The 25,912-nt window shown below is 52.3% G+C and carries 20 protein-coding genes and 1 tRNA gene; 15 read left to right on the forward strand and 6 right to left on the reverse strand.

Features of this window, described 5'->3' with window-relative positions; translation table 11 throughout:
• Positions 1 to 290 precede the first annotated feature (290 nt).
• From ACM67B_RS10405 to ACM67B_RS10425, 5 genes are all read left to right on the forward strand, one after another.
• Entirely contained in the window at positions 291 to 1,292 is a 1,002-nt protein-coding gene (locus ACM67B_RS10405) for a Bug family tripartite tricarboxylate transporter substrate binding protein (protein WP_416189557.1), read from the forward strand.
• A 180-nt stretch (positions 1,293 to 1,472) separates the two neighbouring features.
• A complete protein-coding gene (locus tag ACM67B_RS10410; protein ID WP_416189558.1) occupies positions 1,473 to 1,910 on the forward strand; it encodes a tripartite tricarboxylate transporter TctB family protein in 438 nt (145 codons plus the stop codon).
• A gap of 9 nt (positions 1,911 to 1,919) precedes the next feature.
• Positions 1,920 to 3,416 carry a tripartite tricarboxylate transporter permease gene (locus ACM67B_RS10415; protein WP_416189559.1) on the forward strand — a complete coding sequence of 499 codons (1,497 nt, stop codon included), beginning with the start codon at positions 1,920 to 1,922 and terminating at the stop codon, positions 3,414 to 3,416.
• 118 nt (positions 3,417 to 3,534) lie between these two features.
• Positions 3,535 to 4,578, forward strand: coding sequence for an AbrB family transcriptional regulator (locus tag ACM67B_RS10420; RefSeq protein ID WP_416189560.1), 1,044 nt, complete (start codon positions 3,535 to 3,537; stop codon positions 4,576 to 4,578).
• Positions 4,579 to 4,709: 131 nt separating this feature from the next.
• Entirely contained in the window at positions 4,710 to 5,237 is a 528-nt protein-coding gene (locus ACM67B_RS10425; protein WP_416189561.1) for a superoxide dismutase family protein, read from the forward strand.
• Positions 5,238 to 5,304: 67 nt separating this feature from the next.
• Here the strand turns inward: ACM67B_RS10425 and ACM67B_RS10430 are convergent, their stop codons facing one another.
• Positions 5,305 to 5,817 (reverse strand): acyltransferase, encoded by a 513-nt coding sequence (locus tag ACM67B_RS10430; protein WP_416189562.1) that lies wholly within the window; start codon positions 5,815 to 5,817, stop codon positions 5,305 to 5,307.
• Positions 5,818 to 6,041: 224 nt separating this feature from the next.
• Between ACM67B_RS10430 and rpmE the strand changes: the two genes are divergently transcribed.
• The 5 genes from rpmE to ACM67B_RS10455 all read left to right on the forward strand — a co-directional run bounded on the left by rpmE (position 6,042) and on the right by ACM67B_RS10455 (position 12,201).
• Complete coding sequence (rpmE, locus tag ACM67B_RS10435; RefSeq protein ID WP_416189563.1) at positions 6,042 to 6,257, forward strand: 50S ribosomal protein L31; 216 nt, start codon at positions 6,042 to 6,044, stop codon at positions 6,255 to 6,257.
• Between the two features lie 176 nt (positions 6,258 to 6,433).
• On the forward strand, positions 6,434 to 8,089 hold the full coding sequence (locus ACM67B_RS10440; protein WP_416189564.1) for a glycosyltransferase family 39 protein: 1,656 nt from the start codon (positions 6,434 to 6,436) through the stop codon (positions 8,087 to 8,089).
• A gap of 324 nt (positions 8,090 to 8,413) precedes the next feature.
• Entirely contained in the window at positions 8,414 to 10,309 is a 1,896-nt protein-coding gene (gene mnmG / locus ACM67B_RS10445) for a tRNA uridine-5-carboxymethylaminomethyl(34) synthesis enzyme MnmG (protein ID WP_416189565.1), read from the forward strand.
• 168 nt (positions 10,310 to 10,477) lie between these two features.
• Positions 10,478 to 11,977: a SulP family inorganic anion transporter gene (locus ACM67B_RS10450; protein WP_416189566.1), complete on the forward strand. Its 1,500-nt coding sequence runs from the start codon at positions 10,478 to 10,480 to the stop codon at positions 11,975 to 11,977.
• 92 nt (positions 11,978 to 12,069) lie between these two features.
• Entirely contained in the window at positions 12,070 to 12,201 is a 132-nt protein-coding gene (locus ACM67B_RS10455) for a hypothetical protein (RefSeq protein WP_255408361.1), read from the forward strand.
• Between the two features lie 65 nt (positions 12,202 to 12,266).
• Here ACM67B_RS10455 and ACM67B_RS10460 read toward each other — a convergent pair whose 3' ends face one another.
• Positions 12,267 to 14,063: a Na/Pi cotransporter family protein gene (locus tag ACM67B_RS10460; protein WP_416189567.1), complete on the reverse strand. Its 1,797-nt coding sequence runs from the start codon at positions 14,061 to 14,063 to the stop codon at positions 12,267 to 12,269.
• Between the two features lie 211 nt (positions 14,064 to 14,274).
• On the opposite strand from ACM67B_RS10460, the gene ACM67B_RS10465 reads away from it, so the two are divergent.
• From ACM67B_RS10465 to ACM67B_RS10480, 4 genes are all read left to right on the forward strand, one after another.
• Positions 14,275 to 15,006 (forward strand): hypothetical protein, encoded by a 732-nt coding sequence (locus ACM67B_RS10465; RefSeq protein WP_416189568.1) that lies wholly within the window; start codon positions 14,275 to 14,277, stop codon positions 15,004 to 15,006.
• Positions 15,007 to 15,170: 164 nt separating this feature from the next.
• The gene (gene rsmG, locus ACM67B_RS10470; RefSeq protein WP_416189569.1) at positions 15,171 to 15,794 is read left to right on the forward strand and encodes a 16S rRNA (guanine(527)-N(7))-methyltransferase RsmG; all 624 of its coding nucleotides are present in this window, start codon (positions 15,171 to 15,173) and stop codon (positions 15,792 to 15,794) included.
• A 115-nt stretch (positions 15,795 to 15,909) separates the two neighbouring features.
• Positions 15,910 to 16,680, forward strand: a complete 771-nt coding sequence (locus ACM67B_RS10475; RefSeq protein ID WP_416189570.1) for a ParA family protein — start codon at positions 15,910 to 15,912, stop codon at positions 16,678 to 16,680.
• A gap of 123 nt (positions 16,681 to 16,803) precedes the next feature.
• The gene (locus ACM67B_RS10480) at positions 16,804 to 17,406 is read left to right on the forward strand and encodes a class I SAM-dependent methyltransferase (RefSeq protein WP_416189571.1); all 603 of its coding nucleotides are present in this window, start codon (positions 16,804 to 16,806) and stop codon (positions 17,404 to 17,406) included.
• Positions 17,407 to 17,502: 96 nt separating this feature from the next.
• On the opposite strand, the gene rnhB is transcribed toward ACM67B_RS10480, so the two are convergent.
• The 3 genes from rnhB to hrpA form a co-directional block, all read right to left on the reverse strand.
• Positions 17,503 to 18,093: a ribonuclease HII gene (gene rnhB / locus ACM67B_RS10485; RefSeq protein WP_416189572.1), complete on the reverse strand. Its 591-nt coding sequence runs from the start codon at positions 18,091 to 18,093 to the stop codon at positions 17,503 to 17,505.
• 310 nt (positions 18,094 to 18,403) lie between these two features.
• A complete protein-coding gene (locus ACM67B_RS10490; protein ID WP_416189573.1) occupies positions 18,404 to 19,852 on the reverse strand; it encodes an MFS transporter in 1,449 nt (482 codons plus the stop codon).
• 140 nt (positions 19,853 to 19,992) lie between these two features.
• Positions 19,993 to 24,093, reverse strand: coding sequence for an ATP-dependent RNA helicase HrpA (gene hrpA / locus ACM67B_RS10495; RefSeq protein WP_416189574.1), 4,101 nt, complete (start codon positions 24,091 to 24,093; stop codon positions 19,993 to 19,995).
• Between the two features lie 213 nt (positions 24,094 to 24,306).
• On the opposite strand from hrpA, the gene ACM67B_RS10500 reads away from it, so the two are divergent.
• Positions 24,307 to 24,383, forward strand: a tRNA-Met gene (locus ACM67B_RS10500).
• A 146-nt stretch (positions 24,384 to 24,529) separates the two neighbouring features.
• Here ACM67B_RS10500 and ACM67B_RS10505 read toward each other — a convergent pair.
• On the reverse strand, positions 24,530 to 25,642 hold the full coding sequence (locus tag ACM67B_RS10505; RefSeq protein WP_416189575.1) for a porin: 1,113 nt from the start codon (positions 25,640 to 25,642) through the stop codon (positions 24,530 to 24,532).
• Positions 25,643 to 25,912: the final 270 nt, after the last annotated feature.

The raw sequence follows: 25,912 nt of genomic DNA on the forward strand, positions 1-25,912 counted from the left end.
TACCCCATTCCCGTTAAATGCTTCAGCAGCAGCCCAAATCACACCAGCGCGGCCATCGTTAAAATCATTAATTTTTATCTTAACAATATTTAAAATATCCTAATCACTTGCTCATTTTCTAGCACGAAATTTTTATTTCCCTTTGAATTATATGGATTTAATGGTCTTAAAATTTTTAATCTCTTCTTAACAAAACTTGATGATTCTTTTAATTTCGCAAAGATTGTCAACAAAGAAGCCGCAACAAGATAACGCTGCCGAGCTTTTACCTCAATGTAAGGAGAGACTACATGTTCCGCAAATCCACTACCGCTGCAATCAGCTTGGCCGCTTTGGCTGCTTTGGCCTTGGGCGGCTGTAACAAAGACACTGCCGAAGCGGGTGAACCAAAAAAACCTGAATGTATCGCACCGGCCAAACCGGGCGGCGGTTTTGACTTGGCCTGTAAGCTGGCACAAACCGGCTTGAAAGACACCGACCAACTGAAAAAACCAATGCGTGTAACCTATATGCCGGGCGGTGTGGGCGCGGTGGCCTACAATAAAATCGTGGCCAACGATCCGGCCAACGGCGATGCGATTGTGGCCTTCTCGACAGGTTCGTTGTTGAACTTGGCGCAAGGCAAATTCGGTCAATACACCGAAAACGACGTGCGCTGGTTGGCGGCTATCGGCACCGACTACGGCATGGTAGCGGTAAATACCGAATCGCCTTTGCAAAATTTGAACGATTTGGCCGAAGCACTGAAAAAAGATCCTAAATCCATCAGCTTCGGTGCGGGTGGTAGCGTGGGTGGCCAAGACTGGCTGCAAACCGCGATGGTGGCCAAAGCTGCCGGCGTGAACCCGAAAGACATGACTTACGTGGCCTTGGAAGGCGGCGGTGAAGCGGTGACTGCGGTATTGAGCAACCACATCAACGTGGTGAGCGCCGGTATCGCCGAGATGGGTCCGCACATTGAATCAGGCAAAATCCGCGTGTTGGCGGTGTTCTCGCCGAACCGTTTGGAAGGCAAGCTGAAAGACATCCCAACTGCCAAAGAACAAGGCTTCGATGTGGAATGGCCGGTGATTCGCGGCTACTACATGGGGCCGAAAGTGTCTGACGAATCGTTCAACTGGTGGAAAAACCACTTCGATGCGATGCTGAAAGAACCGAAATTCGCCGACATCCGCGCCGGCCGCGATTTGTTGCCGTTTGAATTGACCGGAGAAGAATTGCAGCAATACGTGGTGAAAACCACCGAAGAAATGCGTGTATTGTCTAAAGAATTTGATTTGAATACTAAATAATCTGCTTTGCTTTCAGACGGCCTCTTGGTTTAGTCAGGCCGTCTGAAAAAGTATTGGCTTATTTTGTGCATCAAACCTCAATTCTTGGATAAATGTTCAGCATAACGATAAGATTGGCCTATCTAGAAGGTCGTCTGAAATGCCTGCTGAACCATAAGATAAATGCTTCACGGAGATATTATGAATCTCGAACGCTGTTTTTCCGGTTTGCTGCTCGCGGCGGCCGTGTTCCTGCTGTATCTGGCATGGGGCTACACCGCGCCGATCAGCTACGATCCACTGGGTCCGCGCCCTTATTCGGTGCTGATTCTGTCACTCTTGGCCGTACCCTGTCTGTTTTTAGCCATTCGCCGCAACAGCGAAGTCATCGACTTGGGCTACACCCCGAATATGCTGAAAAAACTCGGCATTTGCTTGGTGGCTTTGTTGCTGTACGCCGTTTTATTTGAATTGCTCGGCTTTCCGCTGGCCACCGCGCTGATGGCGTTCACCGTCGGCACATTATTCGGCGGCAGCTTCAAGGCTTGTGCAATTTCGGGCATTGCGCTGGGGGCTGGCTTCTATCTGCTGTTTGACCGCTTGCTGGGTGTTCCGCTGCCGGTCGGCTTTTTCGGTTAAGGACGGAACATGGATACTTTAAACTTTTTGATGAGCGGTTTTGCCGTGGCCTTAGAGCCGCAAAACCTGCTGCTCGCTTTAATCGGCGCATTTTTGGGCACCATCGTCGGCATGTTGCCGGGCTTGGGGCCGATTAACGGCGTGGCGATTTTGCTGCCGTTTGCCTACGCACTGGGTTTGCCGCCTGAATCGGCTTTGATTTTGTTGGCAGCCGTGTATTTGGGCTGTGAATACGGCGGCCGTATTTCGGCGATTTTGATTAATGTGCCGGGAGATGCGGCGGCGATTATGTCCACGCTCGACGGCTATCCCCTAGCCAAGCAGGGTAAGGCCGGTATTGCCTTGTCGCTCTCTGCCGTCAGCTCGTTTACCGGCAGCATCATCGCCACTTTGGGCGTGGTGTTGTTTGCGCCGCTGTTGGCCAACTGGGCGATTGCGTTTGGTCCTGCCGAATATTTTGTGCTGATGGTGTTTGCCATTACCTGCTTGAGCGGCTTGGTGGGCGATCAACCGATTAAAACTGCCGTAGCCGCCTTAATCGGTTTGGCCTTGGCTACCGTAGGCGTGGATGCCGTAACCGGCGTGTACCGCTTCACGTTTGACTCGGTCAATCTTTCAGACGGCATTCAGTTCACCACCATCGTGATCGGTTTCTTCAGCGTCAGCGAAATCCTGATTATGCTGGAACACACCGAACGCGGCCAAAAAGCGTTGGAACAAGGCAAACGCGCCCTGTTTAACGTGAAAGAATTCCTGTTTGCCTTCGGCACCATGGTACGCAGCGGCGTGGTTGGTTTCGTGGTCAGCATTTTACCGGGCGCGGGCGCCACCATTGCCAGCGCGATGACTTACACCAACGAGAAAAAACTCGCCGGCGCATCGGGCAAATTCGGTGAGGGCGACTTGCGCGGCGTAGCTGCACCTGAAGCGGCCAACAATGCTTCGGCTTGCGGTTCGTTCATTCCGATGCTGACCTTGGGTGTACCCGGCTCCGGCACCACCGCCGTAATGATGGGTGCGTTGACTTTGTACAACATCACGCTGGGCCCGCAGCTCTTCAGCGAACAGCCTGATATTGTATGGGGCTTGATTGCGTCGCTGTTTATCGGTAACGTGATTTTGCTGTTGCTCAACATTCCGTTGGTCGGCTTCTTCGCCAAGCTGTTGAACATCCCTAACTACATCCTGATTCCGGCCATCGCCACCGTGAGCTTCGTCGGCGTGTACGCAATTCACAGCACCACGTTTGACTTGGTATTGATGGTGGGCTTGGGCGTATTGGGCTACTTCCTGCGCAAACTCAATTTCCCATTGTCTGCGCTGATTTTGGGCTATGTATTGGGCGAACTAATGGAATCCAGCCTGCGCCGCGCATTGTCGATTTCGCAAGGCGATTTGGGTGTGTTGTTCCACGGTCTGATTACCAAAGTATTGTGGGCATTGGCCTTGTTGATGGTGTTGCTGCCGGTTTTCCGCTGGCTGCGCCGCCGCAAACACACTGCCTAACGCATGACAACAGCCGCCTGAATCCAGCGCGGCTGTTTTCTTGGTATCATGACAACACTCAGGCCGTCTGAAAACTTTCAGACGGCCTATAAACCATAACGATTTTCCCACGCAAACCATGAACCGTTTTCTTCCCTACCTGCCCGGATTTGCCGCCGCACTGACAGGCGCGTTGTTGGCCAATCTGCTCAACCTACCGATTCCGTGGCTGCTCGGCTCTCTGCTTGCTTGCGCTACTTTATCTATCGGTGGTGTCAACATCCGCGCCCTACCCTCCGGCCGCAAAATCGGCTTGTGCATCATCGGTATGTCGTTGGGGCTGTATTTCACGCCGCAGATGGTCGGCATGATTGGCACCAATGCGCTGTGGCTGGGCGCGGGCATGTTGTTCGCTTTAATCTTAAGCCTGTGCGGCACGCTGCTGCTGCACCGTTTTGCCGGTGTCGATTTCAAAACCGCGTGGTTTGCCGCAGCGGTCGGCGGCGCGAGTGAAATGGCGACTTTGGCCGAACAACACGGCGCGCGCGTGGATAAAGTGGTGGCCGCCCACTCGCTGCGTGTGTTGATGGTAGTGACCATTGTGCCGTTTTTCTACCGCTTTATGGATTATCACGGCTTGGATACGTCCATCATCGACAAAGGCGGCGTGCATTACGGCGGCTTGGTGCTGCTGATTGCCTGTTGTGTCGGCATGGGCTGGCTGTTTCAAAAGCGCGGCTGGGCAAATCCGTGGACATTCGGCCCTTTGGCGGCAGCGGTGTTGCTGACCGTCTGCGGTGTGCATTTGTCGGCCATGCCGAAAGAATTATCATGGGCAGGCCAACTCTTAATCGGCTGGTCACTCGGCACCAAATTCCGCCCTGATTTTTTCCGTGCCGCACCGCGATTGTTGTCGGTTACCGCCGTTTTGGTGTGCATTAGTCTGTTGCTGACTGCCGGCGTCTCCCAACTGTTGGCCGCGTGGTCGGATATTCCGCTGCCCACTTTAGGGCTGGGACTCGCGCCCGGCGGCGTGGCGGAAATGACCATTACTGCCAAAGTGTTGCAACTGGGTGTACCGCTGGTGACGGCATTTCATGTGTTGCGTATGCTGGTGGTGGTCGGTTTGGCCGGTTGGTTGTATGGCGTGCTGGATCGGCGTTTTGGCGTGGGGGCGCGATAAACCTGTTATTTTCTCCAACAGGCCGTCTGAAATTTTTTCAGACGGCCTGTTGGCTTGTTGACAGAATCCGTTATAATCAAATCAGTATATTGAATCCAATATACGCATTCACAAAGATTAAGGAGAAACTGATGAAGACATTACTGACTGCCGTTTTATTGAGTATGACCGCTGCCGCCTATGCCGCGCCGGCGGATATTGTGGTGCCGATGTCGCTGCTGGACGCAAAAAACGGCGATAAAGTGGCGGGTGAAGTGCGCATCAGCCAAAGCAAATACGGTGCGGCGTTCACCCCAAAAATCGAAGGTTTGGCGCAAGGCATTTACGGCTTCCACGTGCATGAAAACCCAAGCTGTGCGGCTCAAGAGAAAGACGGTAAGCTAGTAGAAGGTTTGGCAGCCGGCGGCCACTGGGATCCTAAGAAAACCGGCGCACACAAAGGCCCTTGGGACGACAGCGGCCACTTGGGCGATTTGCCTGCCTTAGCGGTGGATGCTAACGGCCATATCCAACCAGTGGTGGCACCGCGCATTAAGAAAATCAACTCGCTCAAAGGCCGCTCGCTGATGATTCACGCCGGTGGCGATAACTACAGCGACCACCCTGCTGCATTGGGTGGCGGCGGCGCACGCAAATACTGCGGCGTGGTTGCCAAGTAAGTTTAAGAGATAATAAAGGCTGTCTGAAATATTAGTTTTCAGACGGCCTTTTGTATTGTCGTTGAATTTAATCCAATAAATTTTTCTTCACCACCGCCGGATTACCGGCAGCCAAAGAATACGGTGGTACGCTCTTGGTCACCACGGCACCGGCACCGATAATCGAACCTTTGCCGATGGTCACACCACCCATAATGATGGCGCGGCGGCCAATCCACACATCGTCTTCAATCACAATCGGATTGGTGTCGGTGTAGCCGGAAAACTGTTTGGTTGCTTTATCGAATTTGTGGCTGTTGGAATAAAACAGGCATTCCGGCCCCATCATCACATTGTTGCCGATGGTCAAGCCGTAGCAGATTTCGCAATCCACTCCAATGCCCGAATGATCGCCGACTACCGTGTCCCGCAACACATACGCACCTTTTTCGATGTTGACATTACTGCCCAAATACGGCGAAATTTGGCGGGCAAGAGTCACGCGGATTTTTTTGGCCAATTTACCAAACAGCTTGCTGTACGATGCCGGCAGCCATTTGCCGAGTGTTCTCAACAATACTAAAAACAGCTTTGCTTTCATTTTATTTTTCTCACACAAAATCATTCATTCAAATTACAGTCATTCCAACACACAATACCACACAAATTTTGCCTGCTATTCGAGAATATTGGCACTGTCCTGTTGCAAAACCCACCCAATGCCGCAATATCTGCTTGACGAAACAGCAAAAAATAGCAATAATCGCACCCTTGTCTTGAAGCATAGGTAAAACCCCTATGCCCGCTTAATCGAAAGGAAACAACATGCAACAAGGTATTCACCCTAACTACCACGAAATCACCGTGACCTGCTCTTGCGGCAGCAAATTCGTGACCAAATCTGCGATGGAAAAAGACAGCTTCAACATCGAGGTTTGCTCTTTGTGCCACCCATTCTACACCGGCCAACAAAAAATCGTTGACACCACCGGTCGCGTGGACAAATTCAACAACAAATTCGGCAACTTGTTCAAACGCTAATTGCCCGATGGAAAAAAGACTGCTTTGGCAGTCTTTTTTTTGTGTTCAGACGGCCTCATGTACAAAAAGGCCGTCTGAAAGAAAACATAGCCAAAACCGTTCCACTCAAGCATTCCCCGATTTGGCCGTAATTTGTTACACTAGCGCATCTTTGAGATTTTTGAAACCGCCGCATCATGCTGACCTACACGCCACCGGATTCCCGCAAACCTGCTAAAACCCACGAAAAACCTTGGCTCTTGCTGCTGATGGTGTTCGCTTGGTTGTGGCCGGGTGTGTTTTCGCATGATTTGTGGAACCCAGACGAATCAGGTTTGTTCACCGCCACCGAAACCCTGCTCAACGGCACGGCTTCGCCACTGGTGGCGCATGTATTCGAGCAGCAGAATTTCCATATTTCGCCGGTGTATTTATGGGTAGCCGGCGCCTTTCAAGCGCTGCTCTCGCCTTGGGCAGCCGATGCGTATGCCGCCACGCGCTTTGCTAGCGTGTTTTTTACCGCCATCGGTTTACTGTTGTGCGGTTTTGCCGGTTTTAATTTTTTAGGCCGCCATCACGGCCGCAGCGTGGTGCTGATTTTAATCGGCAGCATCGGTTTATTGCAGATGGCGCACTTTATCAGCGACATATCGGCCGTGTTTGCCGCGCTGGGCATGGTGTTGTGTGGTTTTTCGTTGGCACACAAGCGCGTGATTGTCGGCGCGCTGCTATTGGGTGGCGGCTGGGCGCTGTTGTCGCTGACAGCCGGTTTCTTATTGCCATTGGCCTTAATCGTCATGGCCTTTGCCTTAGTGCTGCATCCGCAATGGCAGTTCAAGCGCTATTACCTGACCCTCATCGGTGCCTTTGCATTCGCCCTGCCGCTGATGGTGGTGTATCCGCTGTTGCTGCTGTATTTGCAGCCGCAATGGTTTGGAACATGGCGTGATACTTATCTGTTCGGCACCTACGGCGGATTGGTTGATTTTCAGACTGCCTTTAACCTGCCTTATTATCTGAAAAATCTGCTCTGGTTTGCCCTGCCCGCGTGGCCGTTGGCAGTGTGGACGTTCAGCCGAACCAAGATGAACGCGCAAGGCTGGAGCGGTTTGTGTTTGGCATGGTTGATTTTGGCAACCGCGCTGTTAGCCTTCAATCCGCAACGTTTCCAAGACCATTTGATTTGGCTGATGCCGCCATTGGCCTTGCTTGGCGCGGCACAACTCGACGGTTTGCGTCGTGGCGCGGCGGCGTTTATCAACTGGTTCGGCATCATGGCTTTCGGCTTGCTGGCCGCTTTTATGTGGGTCGGTTTTGCCGCCATGAATTACGGCTGGCCGGCAAAACTGGCCGAACGCGCAGCATATTTCAGCCCGTATTACCTGCCGGAAATCAGCCCGTTTCCAATGGCGGTAGCGGCCTTGTTCACTCCTTTGTGGCTGTGGGCAATTACCCGCAAACACATCCGAGGCCGCCAAGCCGTAACCAACTGGGCAGCTGGTGTAACATTAACGTGGGCTTTGCTGATGACCTTATGGCTGCCGTGGCTGGATGCCGCCAAGAGTTATGCGCCGGTAGTCAAACAAATGGAATTATCGCTTTATCCTGAATTACGTCATCAATTCAGCGAAGGTCATGAGTGCATCAGCGTAGATAAACAAGACCACCGCAGCCGCATCGCTTGGGCGCAATACAGCGATTGGGATTTACAACCCGATAATCCAAGCTGCCGCTACCGCTTGGTACAACAGCCGCAAGATACCGCGACACCGCAAGGCTGGACGAAACTTTGGCAGGGCGCGCGCCCACGCAATAAAGTAGAAGGCTTTGCCTTATTGCGCCGAGAAAGCTAAAAACCATTTCAAGGCCGAGACCTTTGCAAAACTTCAGATTTGAGTACAGTTCGAAGTGAGAGCAGCGCAGAAAGCGAAGACATATCACAAAGATAGACAAGCTTTCGAGCAGCGCATAACGAAGAAATGTGTCAAAGATGAAGATTTTGCAAAGGTTTCGGGCCGTCTGAAATTCTGTTTCAGATGGCCTTTAATCCAACTGAAAAACAGCGTACAATCACACGTTTATTTTAAATTTCATTAATTTTTCAGACAGCCTCACGCATAAGTAAACCCCAAACACACACCTTCATTCAATCAGGCCGTCTGAAACCTCAATCTACTATGTCCAACATGATTTACCCCAAAACTTACGACGTCATCGTCGTCGGCGGAGGCCACGCCGGTACGGAAGCCGCGCTTGCTGCCGCACGCATGGGCGCGCAAACGCTCCTGCTCACCCACAATATCGAAACGCTCGGCCAAATGTCGTGCAACCCGTCTATCGGCGGCATCGGCAAAGGCCATTTGGTGCGCGAAGTCGATGCGCTCGGCGGCGCGATGGCCTTGGCGACCGATATGTCCGGCATTCAATTCCGCCGCTTGAATGCCTCCAAAGGCGCTGCTGTGCGTGCCACCCGCGCACAGGCCGACCGCATTTTGTACAAAGCCGCCATCCGCGAAATGCTGGAAAACCAAGAAAACTTGGATTTGTTCCAACAAGCGGTGGAAGACATCACGCTCGACGGCGAACGTGCCAGCGGCGTGGTGACCGCCATGGGCGTGGAATTCAAAGCACGCGCGGTGGTGTTGACGGCGGGTACGTTTCTGGCCGGTAAAATCCACATCGGTTTGGAAAACTATGCCGGCGGCCGTGCAGGCGATCCTGCTGCACAAGGTTTGTCAGGCCGTCTGAAAGAATTGAATCTGCCGCAAGGCCGTCTGAAAACCGGCACGCCGCCGCGCATCGACGGGCGCACGATTGATTTTTCCCAACTCACCGAGCAGCCGGGCGATACGCCTGTGCCGGTGATGTCGGTACGCGGTTCGGCTGATTTGCACCCGCGCCAAGTGTCGTGCTGGATTACCCACACCAACCTTGAAACCCACGACATCATTCGCTCCGGCTTCGGCCGCAGCCCGATGTTTACCGGAAAAATCGAAGGTGTGGGTCCACGTTACTGCCCGTCTATCGAAGACAAAATCAACCGCTTTGCCGACAAAGACAGCCACCAGATTTTCTTAGAGCCCGAAGGCCTGACCACGCACGAATACTACCCCAACGGCATTTCCACCAGTCTGCCTTTCGACATCCAGCTCGCCCTCGTGCGCTCGATGAAAGGCTTGGAAAACGCCCACATCCTGCGCCCCGGTTACGCCATCGAATACGACTACTTCGACCCGCGCAACCTCAAAGCCAGCTTGGAAACCAAAACCATCGCCGGACTCTTCTTCGCCGGCCAAATCAACGGCACCACCGGCTATGAAGAAGCGGCGGCGCAAGGTTTGCTGGCCGGTGCCAACGCCGTGCAATATGTGCGCGAACAAGATCCGCTGCTATTGCGCCGCGAACAAGCCTACTTGGGCGTATTGGTCGACGATTTGATTACCAAAGGCGTGAACGAGCCTTACCGCATGTTCACCAGCCGCGCCGAATACCGCCTGCAGCTTCGCGAAGACAACGCCGATATGCGCCTCACCGAAGACGGCCACAAAATCGGCTTGGTTACCGAAGCACAATGGCGCGCTTTCAACGAAAAACGCGATGCCATCGAGCAGGAAATCCAACGCCTGAAAACCACTTGGTACACGCCTCAAAAGCTGGCCGAAAGCGAACAAATCCGCGTGTTCGGCCAAAAACTCTCACGCGAAGCCAACCTGCACGACTTGCTGCGCCGCCCGAATGTCGATTACGCTGCGCTGATGACGCTGGAAGGCGCCACGCCGTCTGAAACGTTAAACAACGATGTGGTGGAACAAGTCGAAATCCAAGTGAAATACCAAGGCTACATCGACCGCCAAAACGAAGAACTCGACAGCCGCCGCGACATTGAAACGCTGAAGCTGCCAAACGACATCGATTACAGCAAAGTTAAAGGCTTATCGGCAGAAGTACAGCAAAAGCTCAACGCCCATCGCCCTGAAACGCTGGGACAGGCCGGCCGCATTTCCGGTGTGACCCCCGCTGCAGTGGCTTTGCTGATGGTGCATTTGAAACGCGGTTTTAAAGACGCGAAATAAGGCTTTACCTTGGATAAAGGCCGTCTGAAAACAAGTATTTGCTTTTCAGACGGCCTTAGGCTTTGCCGGAAATCGGGTGAACTCATCCCTGATGAACAAACCATGCCCACCCTACCGGCCTTTCAGACGGCCTCAAGTATTCATTCAAATTAACAACAGGAAACACGCATGACCACACTTTCTTCATCCGCTCCCACTTGGCAGCAACAATGGCTCGGCAACGCCCGCGGCGATGTGCTGTCGGGCTTGTTGGTGGCGCTGGCTTTGATTCCCGAAGCCATTGCTTTTTCGATTATTGCCGGTGTCGATCCGCAAATCGGCCTGTATGCTTCTTTTTGTATTGCGGTGGTCATCAGCTTTGCCGGTGGCCGTCCGGCGATGATTTCGGCGGCTACGGGCGCGATGGCCTTGGTGTTGGCCGGTTTGGTGAAGGAACACGGTTTGCAGTATATGCTGGCCGCGACTTTGCTCACCGGTGTAATTCAAATCATTGCCGGCTGGCTCAAGCTCGGCTCGCTGATGCGCTTTGTGGCGCGGGCGGTGGTGGTCGGCTTTGTCAACGCGCTGGCGATTTTAATTTTCATGGCGCAATTACCCGAACTACAAAACACTACTTGGCACACCTACGCGCTGGTAGCGGCCGGTTTGGCAGTGATTTATCTGTTTCCGCGCATTCCGACGCTGGGCAAAATCATTCCGTCGCCGCTGGTAACCATTGTCGGCCTGACCATTTTAACTGTGTGGCTCGGCATTGATGTGCGCACCGTCGGCGACATGGGGCAGCTGCCCGACACGCTGCCGGTTTTCCTGTTGCCTGATGTGCCACTCAATTTAGATACCCTATTGATTATCCTGCCTTATTCCTTGAGTTTGGCGGCGGTAGGCTTACTCGAATCGCTGATGACGGCGACGATTGTCGATGAAATGACCGAAACCGAAAGCGACAAAAACCGCGAGTGCAAAGGCCAAGGCGTAGCAAACATTGTGAGCGGTTTGTTCGGTGGCATGGCCGGTTGCGCGATGATCGGTCAATCTGTAATTAACGTCAAATCCGGCGGCCGCACGCGCTTATCCACGCTGCTGGCGGGCATTTACCTGCTGATTATGGTGGTGTTTTTGAGCGATATCCTGAAGGTGATTCCGATGCCGGCGCTGGTGGCGGTGATGATTATGGTGTCGATCGGCACGTTCAACTGGCAGTCGGTCAAAGAATTGAAAACCCACCCGATTGGCTTCAATGTGGTGATGTTGGCGACTGTCGGCATTGTGGTGTACAGCCACAATCTGGCTTTGGGCGTATTTGCCGGCGTGCTGCTCTCGGCGCTGTTTTTCGCCAACAAAATCGGCCGCTACATGAGCATACGCGAATCCGGAGAAGGCCAAGCCTTGCGTTATGACGTGGTCGGACAGGTGTTTTTCGCCTCATCCGACGATTTTAACGCCGCTTTCGATTTCAGCCGCAACGATGTCAAAAACGTCACCATCGACCTGACCCACGCCCACTTCTGGGACGTGACCGCCGTGTCTGCCTTGGATAAAGTGGTGTTGCGTTACCGCAAAGCCGGTGCAGAAGTGGAAGTCATCGGCTTGAATGAAGCCAGCCGCACGCTGGTCGACCGTTTCGGCACACACGACAAATCGGAAGCGACCGACATTATCGGCCATTAAGTGTAAAGGCCGATAAGTGCGCTTGATAACTGCACTCATCGGCCTAATAATATGACTAACTTGATTTTTAACACCCATAAAGAGACCCAACCATGAGCGAACAAGATTTTGATTTGGACAACTTAGACGATTTACTCGGCGACTTCGACGGTGTAGCAGTTGAAGGCGGCGTGGACGCAGAAAGCGAAGACGACAACTGCGTCGGCGGCGCGTGTAAAATTTAAGCGGCAAATACAAAAGGCCGTCTGAAAAAGATTTTTCAGACGGCCTTTTGTATTGTAAACAGCTTTTACCCAGCCAATTCTTCAGACGGCCTATCTGCCACTTTCTCCGCCGTAACCTGCGTATTCTGCAGGCTCAAAATTTCCAAAGCGCCGCGGCCGATTCGGCGGGCATAGTTGATGTCGTTCAACAGCGAAGACGTTTGCCAGCCGTTCAACTCTTCATTTTTCAGCTTCACCATCACGCGGCCGCGGAAGGTTTCCAGCGTTTCAGTATGCACGTTTAATTGCTGCATCAAGTCATTGCGTTCCACTCCTGCTTCCATACCACCGATGCGGCGGAATAAGCGCAAGGTTTTGAATACATGGCGGCGCAGGCGCAGATAATCGCGTTCGGCGGCCGAGCCTCCGGCAGTCAAGTACTGCTGCATGTTTTTCTGTAAGTGCTTGCTTTCTTTAACCATCTCAACCATCTGCCAAGCAGCGGCGAATGCATGGTTAAGTTGCTCCTGCTGTTCCTCTTCTTCCAAATCCATCTTGCCGGCAAAGTCCAAAATCGCGCTGTAAAGCGGTTTGATTTGTCGTTCGTAAACTTGTGTGGCATCCAATTCGAGCGGTGCCGGCGGCGTGGGCAGGGTTTTGCCTTCATCAGAATCATCGCTGTAAAACGCCTCATTGGGTACATAAATCGCGTGACACATCGCTTCAATACTGGCGCGCCCCAAATGGTAAACTTCTTTTTCAATTGCCACCAAAGCCGTATCGTCGGCGCGCAGCAGGTTTTCATGCAGATAACGCGGCGCCAACACAGCTTGGTTTTCCGGCAACAACACGTCTTCCGCTGCTTTATCCGGCAGCCAACGTTGCAACAGCGCCGCAAAACGGCCTTGTAATTTCCAGAACACGGCAATGCCGAGCAGGTTAAATAAGGTGTGGAACATCGCCAATTGCAGCAGCGGACTCATGCCCCACCATTCGCCCGGCAACAATACCAAGCGCGTGAGTGGCCACCACAGCAGTAAAGACAACGCCGCCGTCACCAAATTAAACACCACATGCGCCAAGGCCAAGCGCTGGCCGTTGCGGTCGCTGCCGAGCATGCCGACCAAAGCCGTGGTGGCACTACTGCCGACGTTGGAACCCACCGCAATGGCAAACGCCTGCATCAGGCTGACTTGTCCGCCCGCCAAAGCCGCCAACGTTAAAATCAGCGTGGCGTGTGATGATTGCAACACCACCGTCAGCAACAAACCGACCACAAAGAAAATCAGCGGCTCGGCCATGCCACCGACTTGGCTTTTACCGAAATCCATGCCCGCACCAAAGGCTTGGAAACCTTCTTTAATTGCGTCCACTCCTAGAAAAATCAGCGCAATACCGATTAACACGCGGCCGATGGCTTTGGTCTTGCTGTTGAAAAAACCAATCACGATGCCGAACACCAGCATCGGAATCGCCGCCGGACTCAAACTCACGCTTTGCCCTGCCAAAGCCAACAGCCAAATACCGCTGGTCGAACCCAAATTGGTGCCCAAAATAATCGCGATACCGCCCGCCAACTGAATCATGCCGGTGCTTAAAAACGCAATCGTCAGCAGCGACACCAAGGTGCTCGATTGCAGCACAAAGGTTGCACCCATGCCGAATAGCGCGCCTTTCAGCGGCGTGGCTGTGGATTTTTCCATCCATTTGGCCAGTTTACCGCCGGCAACATTGTGCAAACCTTCTTCAATGCACTGCATACCTAGCAGAAACAAGGCCAAACCGTAGCAAAGCTGCATCCACGACGGGCTATACAGAAAACTCGCGGCCAAACCCAACACCAGCAAGGCGACCAAAACATATTGTGTTGCTTTTTTCTTCATCCATTGGCTCCGAATTATTGTTATTTTTCTGAAACATACCATTTTTACAAAAAGATGACAATCAACAAAGGCCATCCTGAAACGCTTCAGACAGCCTTTGGATATCTTAATCGAGTAAAGCCTAAGTTTTGCATATCCTGTGTGCAATCTAACAAGCAGCAGGTTTAAAGTACAGCCTGACATCATCCGATTAATCTTTAGGACGCTCAACATGATGACGCAAACTGTCAAACGCTTCGTCGGCATAGGCGTAATCGGCATCACTGCCACCGTTGGCCTGAGTGGCTGTGTGGTTTCAGACGACCCCGCCGTGAATGCTATTGCCACCACCGCCACCGTCGGCACAGTCGCTTCTTTGCTGTATTACAGCCTTGACGACGGCTACTATTATGACAACCACTACAACCGCATGCCGCGCTCGTATCGTCCGGCCTACAATACTCACGTTCGCCGCATCGACAGCATGAGCGACTACCGCCGCCGCTATCCGCTCGAAGCACGCATGCATCAGCAAAACCGTGTATTGTCCGACCGTGTTTACCGCCAGCGTGAGCAAAACCGTATGCTGGAAAACCGCTTGGAGCGACAACGTGTACACAACCGCCAATTGCAACACCAGCTCGACCGCCAACGCGTGCAAAACCGCCACATGCAACACCAGCTCGACCGCCAACGCGTTCAAAACCGCCACATGCAACAGCGTGTCGAAGATTCGCGCAACCGCAGCATTTTGACGCGCGACCGCATGGAACAACAGCGCCGCAGCCAGCAAGTGCGTGAACATGTCCATCAGCAACGCACAGCCAATCAGCAACAGCGCATTTACCGCAGCAACGAATCGCGCTTGCTGAATCGACAATCGAATACGCAAAACCGCCAAATGCCGGTGCGTTCGCCACGTTCCAACAGCTTGCGCGCACCGTGGGAACAATACGGCTCGTAATTCAACCGCTTATTCCCTCACAGGCGAAATGCAGCGCCGATACTTTCATGTATCCACGCCTGCTTTTCGCCTGTTTTTTTGTGCCGAATATGTTCAGACGGCCTCATTTTCCGTTACCATATCGTCTGGGCGGATGACCCGCCATGATTAACTCGGAAACCGCCATGAACCACACCCAGCAACTGCAAAACGGCCTCGCCGAAATGGGCTTGAACCTGACTGAAGCCCAACAACACAAGCTCATCGAATACGTCGAGCTGCTCAAAAAATGGAACAAAACCTACAACCTCACCGCCCTGCGCGATGAATCGCTGATGATCAGCCACCACCTGCTCGACAGCTTAACCCTGCTGCCTTATATCGAAGGTGCGCAAACCATGCTCGATGTCGGCTCCGGCGGCGGCCAGCCCGGCATCCTAACTGCCATCTGTCGCCCCGATTTGCAGATTACCCTACTCGATGCCAACACCAAAAAAACCTCGTTTTTGCAGCAAGCCGTGATTGAACTGGGCTTGAGTAATGTGCGCGTGGTCAGCGGCCGCGTTGAAGCGGTGCAAGATTTTCAAGCCGATGTGATTACCAGCCGCGCCTTTGCCGAACTGGCCGATTTTGTGAACTGGACGGCGCAGCTGCTGAAAGACGGCGGCTACTGGGCGGCCATGAAAGGCGTGTTCCCGCAAGAAGAAATTGACCGTCTGCCGGATTTTGTGACCGTGGAAAAAGTGGAAGAAATGCATGTGCCGCAACTGAATGCCGAACGGCACATGGTGATTATGCGCAAGAAATAAATGCCGCACACAGGCCGTCTGAAAATCTATCATTTTCAGACGGCCTTGTGATACCCATTTGCCGCAAATAACGGTACAATTCCAGCCATCATACTCTTAACTATCGGCAAAGCACATGAGCGCAAAAATCATCGCCATCGCCAACCAAAAAGGCGGCGTCGGAAAAACCACCACCACCGTCAATCTGGCCGCCTCCTTGGCCAAGCGGGGCCAACGCGTTTTGGTGATCGACCTTGACCCGCAAGGCAACGCCACCACCGGCAGCGGCATCGACAAAGCCAGCTTGGAACAAGGCGTATATCAAGTGGTGTTGGGCGATGCCGACATTCAGACGGCCGTGGTGAAAAGCGAAAGCGGCGGCTATGATGTATTGGGTGCCAACCGCGCTTTGGCCGGTGCCGAAATCGAATTGGTGCAGGAAATCGCCCGCGAGCTGCGCCTGAAAAACGCCTTGCAGGTGGTAGAAAACGACTATGATTTTGTGCTGATTGATTGTCCGCCATCGCTCACCCTGCTCACGCTCAATGGCTTGGTGGCGGCCAATGGTGTGATTGTGCCGATGTTGTGCGAATACTACGCGCTGGAAGGTATTTCCGATTTGATTGCCACCGTGCGCAAAATCCGCCAGGCCATCAATCCGCAGCTCGACATCACCGGCATCGTACGCACCATGTACGACAGCCGCAGCCGCTTGGTAGTCGAAGTGAGCGAACAATTACAGCAGCATTTTGGCGAATTGGTGTTTGAGACCACCATTCCGCGCAACATTCGTTTGGCCGAAGCCCCAAGCCACGGCATGCCGGTGCTGGCTTACGATGCTGCGGCCAAAGGCGCACAGGCTTATTTGGCGCTGGCCGATGAATTGCTGGCGCGTGTGAAGGCATAAGCATTTGCCTGTAAATTGAACATATTTTAATTTTATTATATGATAAGGCCGTCTGAAGCTATGTTTTTCAGACGGCCTGTTGTTTTATCGTCGTCTGAAAGCCAAACGAGAAAAGGAATCCGCATGAGCAGCCCTTGGGATCAACGCTATCTTGGCGCAGAGTATGTATTCGGTACCGAACCGAACGAATTTATCCGCCGCATCCGTCCATATTTGCCATCATCAGGTAAGGCTCTGGATTTAGCCACTGGCGAAGGCCGCAATGCCGTGTTTCTGGCTGAATGCGGATTAGACACCGAAGGCGTGGATTTATCCACCGTCGGCCTTGAAAAAGCCGCCAAACTCGCTGCCGAACGCGGCGTAGACATCAGTTTACGCCAAGCCGATTTGCTGGACTTGGATTTGGCACCGCAAAGCCATGATGTGATTACCAGCGTATTCTGCCATTTTACCGAACCCGACCGTAGCTGCTTTTCGCAGCGCATCATCACCGCGCTGAAACCCAACGGCTTGTTTGCCGGCGTGTTTTACCATCCCAACCAAATTGCCAACGGCACCGGCGGCCCGTCCGACCCCGCCATGCTCGGCACATTGGAAGAAATGCAGGCCGCGCTCGATGGTTTAGAATGGCTGATTGCCGAACACCGCGACCACGAATTAAACGAAGGCAACCGTCATGTCGGCATGAGTTCAGTGGTGTATTTATTGGGCAAAAAGGCCGTCTGAAAACCGTGGGGCATTTTTGCAGTATCGCCATATAGCTGATAAAAACCAAGCCGTCTGAAACTTCTGTTTTCAGACGGCCTTGTTTTTACCAATTTTCTATTCAAATAACCTTCCCTGCGCCAACAATGCCCTTACCGGCGCAAAATCTTCGCGATGCTCCGGCAATACGCCGAATTGTTGCAAAGCGGCCAAATGTTGCGCCGTACCGTAGCCTTTGTGTTTGTCGAAACTATATTGCGGATAGCGTTCGGCCAACGCATACATTTCGGCATCACGTGCGGTTTTCGCCAACACCGAAGCGGCCGAAATCGCCATGATTTTGCTGTCACCCTTTACCACCGCTTCCGCATCGATGCCCAAATCTTTCGGCACGCGGTTGCCGTCTATCCACACTTTTTCCGGCCGCACCGCCAAGCCCTGCACCGCCCGTTTCATCGCCAACATGGTCGCGTGCAGAATATTAAGCTCATGAATCTCGCGCGGATTGGCGCTCGCCACATACCACGCCACGGCCTGCGCTTTAATCATTGCCGCCAACTCATCGCGCCGCTTTTCACTGAGTTTTTTCGAGTCGGTTAATTTGGGCAAATCATAATGCTCAGGCAAAATCACCGCCGCGGCAAATACGCTGCCGACCAACGGGCCGCGCCCGGCTTCATCGACACCGGCTGATAACAATAAGGTCATGGCATACTTTCTGTTTCAGTGCTCATCACCGAAAACTTGTGCAATCTGGAAAAGCGATATTGTAACCAATACATAGGCTGAGATCTTTGCAAAACCTCATAAATCACCAGTAAAACCCAAAAGACCGTCATTCCCGCGCAGGCGGGAATCCATTTAAAAATCTAAGGAACCTATTTTATTCAATAGTTTTCCATGCTCGAAAATGGATTCCCGCCTGCGCGGGAATGACGTCGGTTTGATGTGCACCGGCTTTTGAAAGAGTTTTACAAAAGTCTCAAGCCGTATGAAATATTTTCAGACGGCCTATGGGTTAAAGCGGTTTGTCTTGATTCTGTTTGTCCACTTCAAGCGCCTCCGAATCAGTTGACTCAAGCGACGGCTCGGCAGCCGGTTGTTCTGCCTGAACCTGATTCGCTGATTCCGCTTCCATCATATCCGCATTATCGGCAGGCTCGTTTTCAGACGGCATATCGATATTGTCCAAATTATCCACATGCGCCTGCGCCACTACTTCATCGAAATCATCGTCTTCTTCATTGTTGCGCGGATCCAAATCCGCCGCCATCGCGCCGGTGTTGCCCGATACGTTCACAAACACGCTGCGCTCTTCTTCCGGCACCACATTCTGTTTCCATGCAAATATTGCCAAACCGCCCGCTGCCAAGACATACAGCGCGTAAAAGCCCAAGTGCGGTGCATAATCCATCACCACACCGATTAACAACGGTGCAGTCAGTGAACCCAATCCATAGCAAAACAGCAGGCTGCGGCTCACTTCTACTGTGTTCATATTGTTCGGCAATTGGTCATTCGCCCGCGCAATGCTTAAGGCATACAAACCAAATAAACCACAACCGAACACAAACGCCACCGCGTTATGCAGCATAGGCGTGGCCAACTGCATCGCCATCGCTACCAAACCAGTTAAGGCCGCCACGCAAGCCAAAGCCGAACAGCCCAAAATCGCATTGCGGCGGCCGAATTTGTCCGACAAGCGAGCCAGCGGCAACTGCACCACAAAACCGCCCACCATCGCCGATGTTAAAAATGCAGAAATCTGTTGCAAACTAAATGCCTGCTGCAACAAAAACACCGAAGCCATGGTAAACAACCCGTTCACCAACACACCCGCCAAAAATGCAGTCACAAAAGCTAATGGTGCAATCGCCAACACGCGTGGCACATTAATCTTCTGACGCGGCGGCACCTGCGGTGCTTTCATCTTGGTCAGCGACACCGGCAACATCGCCGTCATCACCAGCAGCGTGCCCAGCACAAACACGTTGTCGCTCGACAAATTAAAGCTCAACAGCAAAATACCCAGCGTAAACGCAAAGTAATACACCAAATTATAAACTGCTAACACCCGCGCCCGCTTTTCCTGCGCACTCTGCTCGGCAAACCAACTTTCCGCAATCATCAGCATACTGAAATAGCAAAAACCCAACACCACACGCAACACGCCCCACGCAGTCAGATTTTCCGTCATCAAGTGCGTGAGTGAGGCCATTGCGAACACCGCTCCAAACACACTAAAGCTGCGGATATGCCCCACCCCCGACACAATCCGATGCCCCGCCACCGCACTCAACGAAGCGCCGGCAAAAAATGCCGCATTCAGCGCACCAATGACAATATTATTCACTCCCATTTCTGCCAGCTTCACACCCGCCGAGTTCAAAAACAAGCCAAAACCGGCAAACAGAAAAAACACCGATGCAAACAACGAATAAAAGCGGTTGGACAAAGCGGCAGACATAGAAACTTCCTTTGATGTGTGATTGAGATTGGGCGTGATTATTTTATAAGACGAATATGCGCATTTAAACATAGAAATGCAGGAAAATACAAAAATGCCGCCCCAGATTGGCCGGAGCGGCAAAAGTTATGCCTTTGATATTACACCCTTTGCGCCCATTCTTTCAATAGGCGCTTCACCGATACGGGATACGGTGTTTTCAATTCTTGCGCAAACAGCGACACACGCAATTCTTCAATCATCCATTGAAACGCAGCGATTTCAGACGGCACAGGCAAGCCCTGTTTGATCAGGGTATCAACTTTATCCTCCCACATTTGCTCTAAGTCTTGAATCTCGGCTTCGCGCGTTTGATCGCGGGCGGGATTGCTGCTGTATTTGTCCATGCGCAAGGTCATGGCTTTGAGATAAATCGGCAGACGTGGCCATTGCTGCCATGGGGTGCGGCTGGCGAAGCCTCCGGCCAGCAAGACATTGGCACGTTCGCGCAGCAAGTGGCTCAAGGGGTGTTTGCCCAGTTTGCCATTGAGTTCGGCATAAGCGGCGGCCACTTCCTGCAGGTAGCGGCTGACGGCTTCTTTAACGGCAGGTAGGCGGCTGCGGGCGCGTTTGATTTGTTCTTTAAACGCTTTTTCATCGCGCGGCAAGTCGTCGTCGCCGATAAAGGCACGATCGCATACGGCTTGAGTCAGGTCTTCGCGCAAGGTATCTGCATTGATGTGGCGCAGCAGCATGGCGGCTTGGGTGAAGCCTGGTAAGCCTTTATTCAGGTCTTTCACATGCTCTTTTAATTGCAGCTTCATCAATTCAATCACGCCTTGGCGATGCGCTTGTTCAGCGGCTTCGGCGGTGTCGAACAGGCGCAGGGCGATGTTGCCGTTTTTCTCTTTTTGCAAACCGAGATAACCGGTGAGCTGCTGCTTGCCGCGGGCAAATTTGATGGATTCGGGCAGCTTGCCGATGTCCCACGTTTTGACATCGTCGCGCTCGAATTCTTGGGTATTGTCGCGGAACGTCACCGCCGCCGCTTGGCCGAGTTGCTGTTGCAATTCGTGCAGTTTGCGGCCGCTGGCCAACTCTTGGCCGCCGTCATCCACCACGCGCAGGTTGAAATAATTGAAATCCGGCAGCGCGTGCAACGCCCATTCGTCCAGATTGATTTGCTCGAGAATGCGCATATCGCCGGCGGTTTTGGCAATAAAGTGGGCAAGCTGCGGAATAATCGGCTCGCTGCGGTTTGGTTCGCTTTCTAAAAACTTGGTGACAAACTCCGGCACCGGCACGCACACGCGGCGGATTTGTTTCGGCAAGGCTTTAATCAAAAGTTGCAATTTTTCGCGCAACATACCCGGCACCAGCCACTCCAACTCGGCCGCATTGAGTCGGTTGAGCACAGTCAGTGGCACGGTCATGGTCACGCCGTCAAGCGGATGGTTTGGCTCGAAGCGGTAGGCCAGCTTGAATTTGCCGTCGGCGGTTTTCCAGAATTTGGGGAACTGCTCTTCGGTAATGTGTGCCGCGGCGTGTTGCATCAAGTCATCGCGACTGAGAAACAGCAGCTTCGGCTCAGCAGCTTCAGCGGCTTTGAGCCATGCTTGGAAGGTGCGGATGTCGGCCAGCGGTTTAGGTTTTTCCAATTTTGTCGGTCGGATACGAGTATCCGACTTTTTAGGTTCTCCGGCATTTTTGTCGGATACGAGTATCCGACCTACTTCTTTTTCAGACGGCACATACATTGCAGGCAAACGCTGGTTGTAAAACTCAAACAACACTTCATCATCCACCAACACATCCTGCTTGCGCGATTTGTGTTCCAACTCGGTCACTTCGCGTATCAGTTTTTTGTTGTGAATGAAAAAATCCGCCTTCAAATCGGTTTCCTGCGCCACCAATGCGCCGCGAATAAAAATCTCACGTGCTTCTTCGGGGGCGACTTTGCCATAGGCAATCGGGCGGCGTGGCAAGACGGTCAGGCCATACAAGGTTACGCGCTCGCTAGCCACGACTTCGCCGCGCTTTTGCTCCCAATGCGGCTCGAAATAATGGTAACGTACCAAATGCGGTGCTTCCTGTTCAATCCATTCCGGCTTGATTTCGGCCACATCGCGCGCATACAGACGTGTGGTTTCGGTCAGCTCGGCAGCCATCACCCATTTCGGTTTGCTTTTGAACAAAGCCGAAGCGGGGAACAGATGAAAATGGCTGCCGCGCGCGCCGGTATAATCGTGGCCATCAGGCGATTTCATGCCGACATTGGCAATCAGGCCGGAGAGCAAGGCGCGGTGGATTTGCTCGTAGCCGGCTTCTTTTTGCGCACGGATTTTGGCGCGATGGTCTTTTTTATCCAATTGTTTTTGTTTGAATTGTGCCGATAAATCTTGGTCTGCTTTGTGTTCAGACGGCCTTAAATGCGTTTGCGCCGGAGGCCGTCTGAACGCCCGTTCTTTATCGGTTAAACCCATTTCGATGGCGATTTCGGCCAGTTGCTTGTGCAACTCGCGCCACTCGCGCATACGCAGGTGCGACAGAAAATATTGGCGGCACCATTGCACCAACTGCTTGTTGGATAAGCCTTTGTCGCGCTCGCGCTGGAAGCTGTCCCAAATATTCAGATACGCCAAAAAATCGGATTGCTTGTCGGTAAAACGCTCGTGCGCCTTGGCCGCCGCATCACGCGCTTCCAATGGGCGCTCGCGCGGGTCTTGAATCGACAAAGCCGACACAATCACCAGCATTTCCTGCACGCAATCGTGTTTTTTTGCTGCCAACAACATACGGCTGATTTTCGGGTCGATGGGCAGCCGTGCCATTTGTTCGCCGAGTTTGCTCAGCTCGTTTTGCTCATTAACAGCACCTAGCTCCAGCAACACTTGAAAACCATCGTTGATATAACGCTGATCCGGCGCTTCAAGAAATGGAAACGCGGCCACATCGCCCAGTTTCAATGCGGCCATGCGCAAAATCACCGCCGCCAGATTGCTGCGGATGATTTCGGGGTCGGTAAACGCGGGGCGTTGGTTGAAATCTTCTTCTGAATACAGGCGCACAGCGACACCAGCCGATACACGGCCGCATCGGCCGGAGCGTTGGCGTGCTGCCGCTTGCGAGATTTTTTCTACATGCAGTTGCTCGACTTTAGCACGCGCGGAATAGCGTTTCACCCGCGCCAAACCGGTATCGATGACATATTTGATGCCCGGTACAGTAAGCGAAGTTTCGGCCACATTGGTTGCCAACACAATGCGGCGCTTGCTGCCCGACGGGTGAAAAATTTTGTGCTGCTCAGTATTGGACAAGCGCGCAAACAGCGGCAGGATTTCGTCATTGCGGCGCAAAGGTGATTTACGCAAAGCTTGAGCAGCCTCGCGGATTTCACGTTCGCCCGGCAGAAACACCAAAATATCGCCTTCGCCATAACGCGCCAATTCATCGGCGGCATCGACAATGGCATCGGTCAGCTCGATTTCGGCTTCATCTTCATCGGCTTGGTGCAGCGGGCGATACAAGATTTCCACAGGAAAAGTACGGCCGCTCACTTCCAGCACCGGTGCACCATTGAAATGCTGGGAAAAACGCTCGGCATCAATCGTAGCCGACGTGATGATGACTTTCAAATCAGGGCGGCGCGGCAACAGTTGTTTCAGGTAGCCGAGCAGGAAATCAATATTCAGGCTGCGCTCGTGCGCTTCGTCGATGATGATGGTGTCGTAGGCGGTGAGAAAGCGGTCGTTTTGCGTTTCGGCCAGCAAAATACCATCAGTCATCAGCTTCACATAGGCATCGCGCGAAGTGTTGTCGTTGAAACGCACTTTGTAGCCGACGGTTTCGCCAATCGGGCTACCCAATTCTTCGGCAATGCGCTCCGCCACCGAACGCGCAGCCAAACGGCGCGGCTGGGTATGGCCGATTAAGCCTGCCGTGCCGCGGCCGAGCTCCAAACAAATTTTCGGCAACTGCGTGGTTTTACCCGAACCGGTTTCGCCGCAGATGATGGTGACCTGATGGTTTTGAATCGCGGCTTTGATGTCGTCCAAACGCTCATGCACCGGCAGATTGCCCGCATATTCAGGCTTAGGCAGCTTGGCTTGGCGCTTGAGAAAACGCTGGTGCGATTGTTGGTATTTTTGTTGCACCGCCTCTTTACCGCCAAAACGCTTGGGATTGTTCAAGGCTTGGCGCAGGAAATGGCGGTCTTTAGAAAGGGTTTGAGACAAATCAGGTTGAAACGTAGCTTGAGACATGTAGCGTTCGGCTTATATCATAGAAAAATAAAGCCCAATTATAGCAAAAGGCCGTCTGAAAAAGCAGAAAAGCGCCAATAAACCAAGCGATTTGCTTCAGCTTTTCAGACGGCCTGTTTAGAGAAAAATTACACCTGCCAATATAGCTTAGAATATTTTTTCGCAAAAACGCTTGACACCTACGCCCTATTCTCGTATAGTTACACCTTCAGACGCGGGATGGAGCAGCATGGTAGCTCGTCGGGCTCATAACCCGAAGGTCGTAGGTTCGAATCCTGCTCCCGCAACCAAACTTTAAAAATCCCTTAGTGAAAACTAAGGGATTTTTTGTCGTCTATATCAAACTGATTGCCTTCTTGGAAACACCAGCAAAAGGCCGTCTGAAAATCTGGAATATAGATTTTCAGACGGCCTTTTATAACATCATTAAAACTAATCAGAATTTATGATGCAATGCGATTTGCGCGCCGCCGTGTTCGACTTTACCTGTGGTGGTCGCGTTTAAACGGGTTTTATCCCCCATCACCAGATAACCGGCTTGGCCACGAATCGATGTGCGTTTGCTCATATGGTAATCGCCGCCAATCACGACTTGGTCGTATTTATCCACCAAAATATCTTTGCTGTTGACGCCTTTTGCCGCCCAGCCATGCGCGTAAACCAATTGCGGCTGCCAGTTGCCTGCGCGGTAAGTTAAGGCGATGGCGGCATCGGTCACTTTCACGGCTTCGGTTTTATCGGCAAACAAACCTTGGCCGTCGAATGTTTTTTGGTCGCCGGTCAACAAGCTTAAGTATTTATTGCCGCTTTCGTTGCCTTTGGCATGTTGCACACCGGCGCCGATTTCCAAATTACCCAAATACAAGCCGCCGTCGATGCGGGCGATGTAGCCGTCTTTCAACTTGCCGTTTCCGTCGGCATAGTTGTTTTTCTTATGGCTGTAGGCCGCTTTGGCAAAGGCTTTGTTGCTCTTGTATTTCAAACCAAACATTAACTCATCTTTCGCGGCTTCTTGGTGGGCGTAACGGTCGCCCGGATTTTTGTTGTCACGCGGCGCGTATTGCACGATGCCTTGGAAGCCGTTAAACACCGGCGTATCGTAGCGTGCGGATACCACACGTTTGCCTTCACGGTTGTAGCTGCTCAAGCCCAAGGCGCTGCCGCGGTTGAAAATCCATTTATCCAAATCAACCATTTCATTGTATTGGTTACTCAGATAACCGGCGCGGATTTTACCAAAATCGCCTTCCAAGCCGATAAACGAATCGCGCGTACCCCAGCCGTCGTATTGGCTGACAGTCGAAACGCGTTGCTCCATCTGCCAAATCAATTTGGTGTCTTCACTCAGCTTCTCGCTGCCTTTGAAACCGATGCGGGATAAGTGGTCGTTGATGGTGGTACTGGTACCTTTTTCGGTCACGCCGTTGCTGCCTTTGATTTTGACGCTTTCAACAGAGATGCTGTTGCGGATTTCGCCGTATAAGGTGACATCGGCAGCGGCATGGCCGGCCAAACCCAGCAAAGCAATGGTGATGATAGTTTTTTTCATGGTGGCTCCTCTTAATTCATTTTTTATTTTGTTTATCCAAGGCTTGGATAATCATGGATTATATAAAGCTAATTGATAAAATGAAACCTATTTTTACCAATTAAAATCATATAGATAAAAATTAAAGGGCAATTTGAACAGCTTTTTTAATACGCCAAAACCGATCGCCCTATCAAATTTCAAATGATTATAAATGAATTTCAAGCATAGAAAACTACCATAAATAATGAAATTTTTAACACTCAACAGCGAACCTAATTCATCAACATA

The sequence above is a fragment of the Neisseria sp. CCUG17229 genome, assembly GCF_047839235.1.
Classification (GTDB): domain Bacteria; phylum Pseudomonadota; class Gammaproteobacteria; order Burkholderiales; family Neisseriaceae; genus Neisseria; species Neisseria brasiliensis.

What these genes read in the sequence shown, in the direction of transcription:
- ACM67B_RS10480 (WP_416189571.1), top strand. Translation starts at nt 16,804, where the DNA reads ATGAGCAGCCCTTGGGATCAACGCTATCTTGGCGCAGAGTATGTATTC.
- hrpA (WP_416189574.1), bottom strand. Translation starts at nt 24,093, where the DNA reads ATGTCTCAAGCTACGTTTCAACCTGATTTGTCTCAAACCCTTTCTAAA.
- ACM67B_RS10455 (WP_255408361.1), top strand. Translation starts at nt 12,070, where the DNA reads ATGAGCGAACAAGATTTTGATTTGGACAACTTAGACGATTTACTCGGC.
- ACM67B_RS10430 (WP_416189562.1), bottom strand. Translation starts at nt 5,817, where the DNA reads ATGAAAGCAAAGCTGTTTTTAGTATTGTTGAGAACACTCGGCAAATGG.
- ACM67B_RS10475 (WP_416189570.1), top strand. Translation starts at nt 15,910, where the DNA reads ATGAGCGCAAAAATCATCGCCATCGCCAACCAAAAAGGCGGCGTCGGA.
- ACM67B_RS10440 (WP_416189564.1), top strand. Translation starts at nt 6,434, where the DNA reads ATGCTGACCTACACGCCACCGGATTCCCGCAAACCTGCTAAAACCCAC.
- ACM67B_RS10465 (WP_416189568.1), top strand. Translation starts at nt 14,275, where the DNA reads ATGATGACGCAAACTGTCAAACGCTTCGTCGGCATAGGCGTAATCGGC.
- ACM67B_RS10420 (WP_416189560.1), top strand. Translation starts at nt 3,535, where the DNA reads ATGAACCGTTTTCTTCCCTACCTGCCCGGATTTGCCGCCGCACTGACA.
- rpmE (WP_416189563.1), top strand. Translation starts at nt 6,042, where the DNA reads ATGCAACAAGGTATTCACCCTAACTACCACGAAATCACCGTGACCTGC.
- ACM67B_RS10450 (WP_416189566.1), top strand. Translation starts at nt 10,478, where the DNA reads ATGACCACACTTTCTTCATCCGCTCCCACTTGGCAGCAACAATGGCTC.
- ACM67B_RS10460 (WP_416189567.1), bottom strand. Translation starts at nt 14,063, where the DNA reads ATGAAGAAAAAAGCAACACAATATGTTTTGGTCGCCTTGCTGGTGTTG.
- ACM67B_RS10425 (WP_416189561.1), top strand. Translation starts at nt 4,710, where the DNA reads ATGAAGACATTACTGACTGCCGTTTTATTGAGTATGACCGCTGCCGCC.
- ACM67B_RS10405 (WP_416189557.1), top strand. Translation starts at nt 291, where the DNA reads ATGTTCCGCAAATCCACTACCGCTGCAATCAGCTTGGCCGCTTTGGCT.
- ACM67B_RS10410 (WP_416189558.1), top strand. Translation starts at nt 1,473, where the DNA reads ATGAATCTCGAACGCTGTTTTTCCGGTTTGCTGCTCGCGGCGGCCGTG.
- rnhB (WP_416189572.1), bottom strand. Translation starts at nt 18,093, where the DNA reads ATGACCTTATTGTTATCAGCCGGTGTCGATGAAGCCGGGCGCGGCCCG.
- mnmG (WP_416189565.1), top strand. Translation starts at nt 8,414, where the DNA reads ATGTCCAACATGATTTACCCCAAAACTTACGACGTCATCGTCGTCGGC.
- ACM67B_RS10490 (WP_416189573.1), bottom strand. Translation starts at nt 19,852, where the DNA reads ATGTCTGCCGCTTTGTCCAACCGCTTTTATTCGTTGTTTGCATCGGTG.
- ACM67B_RS10505 (WP_416189575.1), bottom strand. Translation starts at nt 25,642, where the DNA reads ATGAAAAAAACTATCATCACCATTGCTTTGCTGGGTTTGGCCGGCCAT.
- ACM67B_RS10415 (WP_416189559.1), top strand. Translation starts at nt 1,920, where the DNA reads ATGGATACTTTAAACTTTTTGATGAGCGGTTTTGCCGTGGCCTTAGAG.
- rsmG (WP_416189569.1), top strand. Translation starts at nt 15,171, where the DNA reads ATGAACCACACCCAGCAACTGCAAAACGGCCTCGCCGAAATGGGCTTG.